This window comes from Streptomyces bobili (assembly GCF_002154575.1).
In the GTDB taxonomy this organism is placed as follows: domain Bacteria; phylum Actinomycetota; class Actinomycetes; order Streptomycetales; family Streptomycetaceae; genus Streptomyces; species Streptomyces bobili.
On record NZ_MUBA01000412.1, the window covers coordinates 1 to 6,040 of the forward strand.

The 6,040-nt window shown below is 72.6% G+C and carries 6 protein-coding genes; 3 read left to right on the top strand and 3 right to left on the bottom strand.

Annotation, left to right across the window (positions count from 1 at the left end):
- Nucleotides 1–1,763 (top strand): ATP-binding SpoIIE family protein phosphatase (locus tag BZL64_RS28335; protein ID WP_107430358.1); only part of this gene is annotated, 1,763 nt, incomplete at its 5' end.
- A gap of 31 nt (nucleotides 1,764–1,794) precedes the next feature.
- Nucleotides 1,795–2,658 carry an Fpg/Nei family DNA glycosylase gene (locus BZL64_RS28340; protein ID WP_086772017.1) on the top strand — a complete coding sequence of 288 codons (864 nt, stop codon included), beginning with the start codon at nucleotides 1,795–1,797 and terminating at the stop codon, nucleotides 2,656–2,658.
- A 19-nt stretch (nucleotides 2,659–2,677) separates the two neighbouring features.
- Here BZL64_RS28340 and BZL64_RS28345 read toward each other — a convergent pair whose 3' ends face one another.
- From BZL64_RS28345 to BZL64_RS28355, 3 genes are all read right to left on the bottom strand, one after another.
- Nucleotides 2,678–3,340, bottom strand: a complete 663-nt coding sequence (locus tag BZL64_RS28345) for a zf-HC2 domain-containing protein (protein ID WP_086772018.1) — start codon at nucleotides 3,338–3,340, stop codon at nucleotides 2,678–2,680.
- A 150-nt stretch (nucleotides 3,341–3,490) separates the two neighbouring features.
- Nucleotides 3,491–4,003, bottom strand: a complete 513-nt coding sequence (locus tag BZL64_RS28350) for a hypothetical protein (protein ID WP_086772019.1) — start codon at nucleotides 4,001–4,003, stop codon at nucleotides 3,491–3,493.
- A 149-nt stretch (nucleotides 4,004–4,152) separates the two neighbouring features.
- Nucleotides 4,153–4,698, bottom strand: a complete 546-nt coding sequence (locus tag BZL64_RS28355) for a sigma-70 family RNA polymerase sigma factor (protein WP_086772020.1) — start codon at nucleotides 4,696–4,698, stop codon at nucleotides 4,153–4,155.
- Nucleotides 4,699–4,920: 222 nt separating this feature from the next.
- Between BZL64_RS28355 and BZL64_RS28360 the strand changes: the two genes are divergently transcribed.
- Nucleotides 4,921–6,040: CapA family protein (locus BZL64_RS28360; protein WP_086772021.1), on the top strand; the 1,120-nt coding region annotated here is incomplete at its 3' end.

Below are 6,040 nucleotides of genomic sequence, written 5' to 3' on the forward strand. Positions count from 1 at the left end.
CGATGCCGATGATCCGGCGCGACGACACGGGCCGCCCGCGCCGGATCATCGGCATCGTCCGGGACGCGAGCGACGAACTGCGCGACCTCGCCGCGCACCGCGAGGAGACCGCCCTCGACGACGCGCGCCGAGAGCAGACCAACGTCGTCCAGCTCACCACCGCCGCCCTGGCGCACGCGCGGACCGTGAAGGACGTCATCGACGTCCTCAAGGACACCCACGGACTGATCCACCTGGGCGCGACCAGTCTCGTCATGGGCCTGGTCGAGGCCGGCCGGATCCGGCTGATCGCCGAGGGCCCCGAGGGCAGTTTCGTGCCCGGCACCCTCGTCACCCGGATAGACGAGCCGTACCCGATGAGCGAGGTGGTGCGCACCCTCACCCCCCGGTTCATCGAGTCGCCCGACGAGTTCGCGGCCGGCTACCCGGTGCTCTGGCCGCACCTCACCGACCTGAAGATCACCTCGGCCGCCTATCTGCCGCTCATCGTCCAGGCCCGCCCGATCGGCGCGATGGGCCTGCTCTACAGCGACCGGCACGGCTTCACCCCCGAGGAACGCAACATCCTCGTCGCCCTCGGCAGCAGCATCGCCCAGTCCCTGCAACGGGCCATGTTCTACGAGCAGGAGAAGGACATCGCCCAGGGCCTCCAGCAGGCCATGCTGCCGCGCACCATCCCCAGCGTGCCCGGTGCCGACGTCGCCGTCCGCTACCGCGCCGCCACCATCGGCGGCTCCCACGGCCGCGACATCGGCGGCGACTGGTACGACCTGATCCCGCTGCCCGGCGGGCGGGTCGGCGCCGTCATCGGCGACGTCCAGGGCCACGACACGCACGCCGCCGCCGTCATGGGCCAGCTGCGCATCGTCCTGAGGGCCTACGCCTCCGAGGGGCACACCCCGGCCACCGTGATGGCCCGCGCCTCCGTCTTCCTCCACGAACTCGACACCGACCGCTTCGCCACCTGCCTCTACACCGAGGCCGACCTCGCCACCGGGGTCGTCCAGATGGTCCGGGCCGGCCACATCGACCCGATGGTGCGCGCCGTCGACGGCACCTGCCGGCGCATCTCCGTCCCCGGCGGGCTGCCGCTCGGCCTGTCCGCCGAGTTCGGCCGCCTCGACTATCCCGTGGCCACCCTCGAACTCGACCCCGGCCACACCCTCCTGCTGTGCACCGACGGGCTGGTCGAGCAGCCCGGCGCCGACCTCGACGACGGCATGCGCGCCCTCGCCGAGCTGATCGCCACCGGCCCCGACGACGTACGCGCCCTCGCCGACCGGCTCATCGAGGTCGCCGAGGAACGTGGCGGTGACGACGACGTGGCCCTCCTGCTGCTGCGCCGGCGCGCCCCGGACGCCCCGCAGGCCGGCAGCAGGCTCCAGCAGCACGTGGCGCCCGGCGATCCGGAGGCCCTCACCCAGGCCCGGCACATGATCCGCGCCGCCGTCCGCACCTGGGGCGCCCAGGAGCGTTCCGACGACGTCGAGCTGGTCGCCGACGAACTGGTCACCAACGCCCTCATGCACACCGAAGGCGCCGCCATCGTCACCCTGCGCCTCCTCACCGGCGGCGGCCGTCGGCTGCGCGTCGAGGTCGAGGACTCCTCCAGCGCCCTGCCGCGCCGCCGCGAGGCCGGGGACTCGGGCGTCTCCGGGCGCGGACTGCTCCTTGTCGAGCTGCTCTCCGACGTGTGGGGCGTGGAGGCGCGCGGCGGCGGCAAGTGCGTGTGGTGCGAGTTCGCCATGCCGGAGCGGAGCTGAACCCCCGGCCCGCGGATGGCACTCTGGACGTATGCCGGAACTCCCCGAGGTCGAAGCGCTCAAGGACTTCCTCACCGAGCACCTGGTCGGCCACGAGATCGTGCGGGTCCTGCCCGCCGCGATCAGCGTGCTCAAGACGTACGACCCGCCCCTGGCCGCCGTCGAGGGCAGGGCGGTCACCGCGGTGCGCCGGCACGGGAAGTTTCTCGACCTGGAGACCGACGACGGGCTCCACCTCGTCACCCACCTGGCCCGCGCGGGCTGGCTGCACTGGAAGGACCGCCTCCCCGACGGTCCGCCCAAGCCCGGCAAGGGCCCCCTGGCCCTGCGTGTCGCCCTGGAGACCGGCGAGGGCTTCGACCTCACCGAGGCCGGCACGCAGAAGCGCCTCGCCGTGTACCTCGTACGGGACCCGCAGGAGGTGCCGGGAGTCGCCCGGCTGGGCCCCGACCCGCTGGCCGCCGACTTCGACGAGGAACGTTTCGCCGCCCTGCTGTCCGGCGAGCGGCGGCAGCTCAAGGGCGCGCTGCGCGACCAGTCCCTGATCGCCGGCGTCGGCAACGCCTACAGCGACGAGATCCTGCACGCGGCGCGGATGTCGCCCTTCAAGCTGGCGGCCTCCCTCACCCCAGCGGAGACCCGCACCCTCTACGAGGCCCTGCGTGCCACCCTCACGGAGGCGGTGGAACGCTCGCGGGGCGTGGCGGCCGGGCGGCTCAAGGCGGAGAAGAAGAGCGGCCTGCGCGTCCACGGCCGTACCGGCGAGCCCTGCCCGGTCTGCGGCGACACCGTCCGCGAGGTGTCCTTCAGCGACTCCTCGCTCCAGTACTGCCCGACCTGCCAGACGGGCGGCAAGCCGCTGGCCGACCGGCGGATGTCACGGCTGCTGAAGTAGGGCGCCAGGTCTCGGCCTGCTAGCCGGCCTTGAGGACGACGAGCGTCTCGCCGTTCATCGTCCGTACCTCGTAGCGCGCGATCTGGTCGGACTGCATGGTCGCGCCGCCCTTCATGGTGTTGGGCCGGGCGTCGTGGTCGGGAACCATCCAGCTGGTGACGATCTCCTCCGAGCCGTCATGGCCGATGACGATCAGATGGCAGGCGCGCGGTCCCGCCGCGTCCTTCACCTCCAGTTCGACCTGGCTGCCCCAGACCTCGTCCCCGGCCGTCACCTGCGCCCACACGCCGGACTTCTGGTCGGTCGCGGCCACCACCCGCACCGGCTCCGCACCGCTCCCGCCGCCACCGGCCATCATGGCGAGCGCGGGACCCGCGACGGCGACCACCACGGCCGCGGCCACCGCGTACAGCAGCCGGCGTTTGGCGGCCCGGCGCCGGGTGGCGACCTCGCCGAGGAGCCGGTCGAGGAGCTGCGGACCGGGTCCGGCGAAGGGGTGCACGGCGCGCGGGGTCGCCCTCCGGTACAGCATCAGCTGCCGGGTGGTGGCGCCGAACTCGGTGACCTCCGCCGCGCAGCGAGGACACTCCATGAGATGGTCCTCGAAACGGAAGGCCTCCGCCTCGTCCAGCACGCCCAGCGCGTACGCGCCGACGTCGCGATGCCTCTCCAGGGACCTCATGCCGAAACCTCGTGCCGTTGAGTGCCAGTGGGGTTACTCCTTGCTCCCACCGGTACGCACCAGTCAGCGGAATCACTCAAGTCGCGTACCGAATCGTGACCCAGATGTTCGGAGCGGTCCGGCCCATGGATTGGTCCGAATCCAGAACGGCTAGAAAAGGTGGATCGCGAGGTGTCCGAGCGGCAGACCGAGCTGCCAGGCGGGCGTCCAGATCTTGGGTCCCTCGTCCTCGCCGGGGGGCGCGCCGCCCGGCACCGCGTTGAGGTCGGGGGCGAGCAGTTCGGTCTCCTCCAGCCAGCGCCAGGCCGCCGAGGCCAGCTCCAGATCGGGGTCCGGTCCCTCCGACTCGGCTGCCTCGGCCGCCAGTTGAGCCATGCGTCCGGCGACCCAGTCCTGCCAGGGCTGGTCGTACGCGGTGAGCGAGAGCCAGGTCTCCAGCTGGGTGACGACCCGGATCCCGGGCAGTTCGCCTTCGGTGTCGGACAGGAAGACGGTGAGTGCCAGGGCGTCGCGTCCGGCGCGGAACTCGAAGGACGTCGGCGGCATGAGATCGCCGGTCCGCAGCAGTTCGTCGGCGATGTACTCGGCGTACAACCAGGCCATGGGGACCGTCAGTTCCCCGCCGCCGGTGCCGTCCGTGCTCTGATGACCTCTGTGCAGCATCCCTTCCTGCCTTCCTCCGGTGCGTGCGCTTCCTGCGGCGCCGGAAAACCGGCGACCGGGCCCCATCCGGAACACGGATAAGGACACCCGATTACTCAACCGGGGTCCAAGGCAAGGCGCTTTACGGAGGTTTGACTCGACCGTGGGTTTCAGCCCAGGTCGGGCGCGTAACCGGGAAGCACCCGGCGCAGGGCGCGCAGCGCGTAGTACGCGCGGGACTTCACGGTACCGGGCGGGATGCCGAGGGCCGCGGCGGCCTCCGCCACACTCGCCCCCTGGAAGTACACGAGCACCAGGACTTCACGGTGCTGCGGAGTGAGTGTCTTCACAGCCTCGCGCACATCGAGGGCGGCGGCGGCCCGGTCGGCGTGGTCGCCGCAGACCGGCGCGTTCTCCAGCACCGCGTCCCCGACCTCGGCGGGCCGGGCCTGCCGGGCCCGCCGCGCGTCGATGGCGAGCCGCCGGCCGACGGTGAGCAGCCAGGGCCGTACGGAGTCGAAGGCGTCGGTGCGCAGCGCCTCGGGGTGCTGCCAGGCCCGCACCAGGGTCTCCTGGACGAGGTCCTCGGCGCGCTGGCGGTCGCCGTCGCACAGCCTCAGCAGCAGCGCGAAGAGCGGCCGGCCGTGCTCGCGCTGGAGCGCGGCGAGTTCGTGTTCGGCGGTCGTCGTCCTGGCGGTGAGGGTCCCGGCGGTCATGGGCGTATGGCACCGCAGGGCGCCGGTTCGGGACAGAGCGCGCGCAACGGTCTGCGGCGGACGGTCGATCGCGTCGACGAACGGTTCGACGAACGGTCCGGGCTACGCCGATCGCGCGCATCCGGCCCCGGCGGCGGGAGCGCCGGGGCCGTACGTCTCCACCCGTGGATTACTACTGATACGTGCGTAAATATGACTTTCCATATAGAATGAGGTGATTCGGTGATCGCGCGCAGACACCAGGTGGCCCTGGCCCTGACGGTCCTCCTCACGGCCGCCGCGGCCTGCCAGGCCCATGACCGCGAATCCGCCTCCGGACGCCCGGCACCCTCGGCGGACCGCGGCTTCAGCCTCGTGGCCACCGGCGACATCCTCCCGCACGGCTCGGTCATCGAACGGGCCCGCTTCGACGCCGGCGGCACCGGTCACGACTTCGGCCCGATGTTCGCGGGCATCCAGCCCGTGGTGGCCGGCGCCGACCTGGCGCTCTGTCACCTGGAGACCGTGTACAGCCCGGCAGACCCGGCCGCCGCCTCCATGCCCCAGCTCGCCGGCGCCCTCGCCGCCACCGGCTACGACAGCTGCTCCACCGCCTCCGACCACAGCCTCGACACGGGCCCCGACGGCGTACGCCGCACCCTGGACGCCCTCGACTCCGCCGGCGTACGGCACACCGGCACCGCCCGCTCCGCGGCCGAGGCCGCCGCCGTCCCCCTGCTGCGCGCGGGCGGCGCGAAGGTCGCCCACCTCGCGTACACCTACGACACCAACGGAGTGCCGCTCCCCGAAGGACAGCCCTGGGCGGTCTCCCTGATCGACGAGAACAAGATCGTCGCCGATGCCAGGAACGCCCGCCTGGCCGGCGCCGACGTGGTCGTCGTCTCCCTGCACTGGGGCACGCCGTGGCAGGACGCCCCCGACGACCGGCAGCTCACCCTCGCCAGGACCCTCACCGCCTCCCGCACCGGCACACGCCCCGACATCGACCTCATCCTGGGCGGCCACGCCCACGTGCCCCAGGCGTACGAGAAGGTCAACGGCACCTGGGTCGTCTACGGCCTGGGCGACCAGGTGGCCGGCGAGACCCCGAACCGCGCCGGCGTCGTCGACCCGCGTGCCAACCGCTCCAGCGTGGCCCGCTTCGGCTTCGCCCCGCCCGCCCGGCCGGGCGCCCGCTGGGAGGTGACGAAGGCCGCCTTCGTCCCCGAACTGTTCGACCTCGACGCGGGCCGCGTCGTCGACCTCGACAAGGCCCTCGCCCGGGGCGCCGACGTGCGGGGCGTCCGCGACCGCGTCCGCGACCTCGTGCTCAGCCGCGGCGGCGCGCAGGACGGACTGGTGA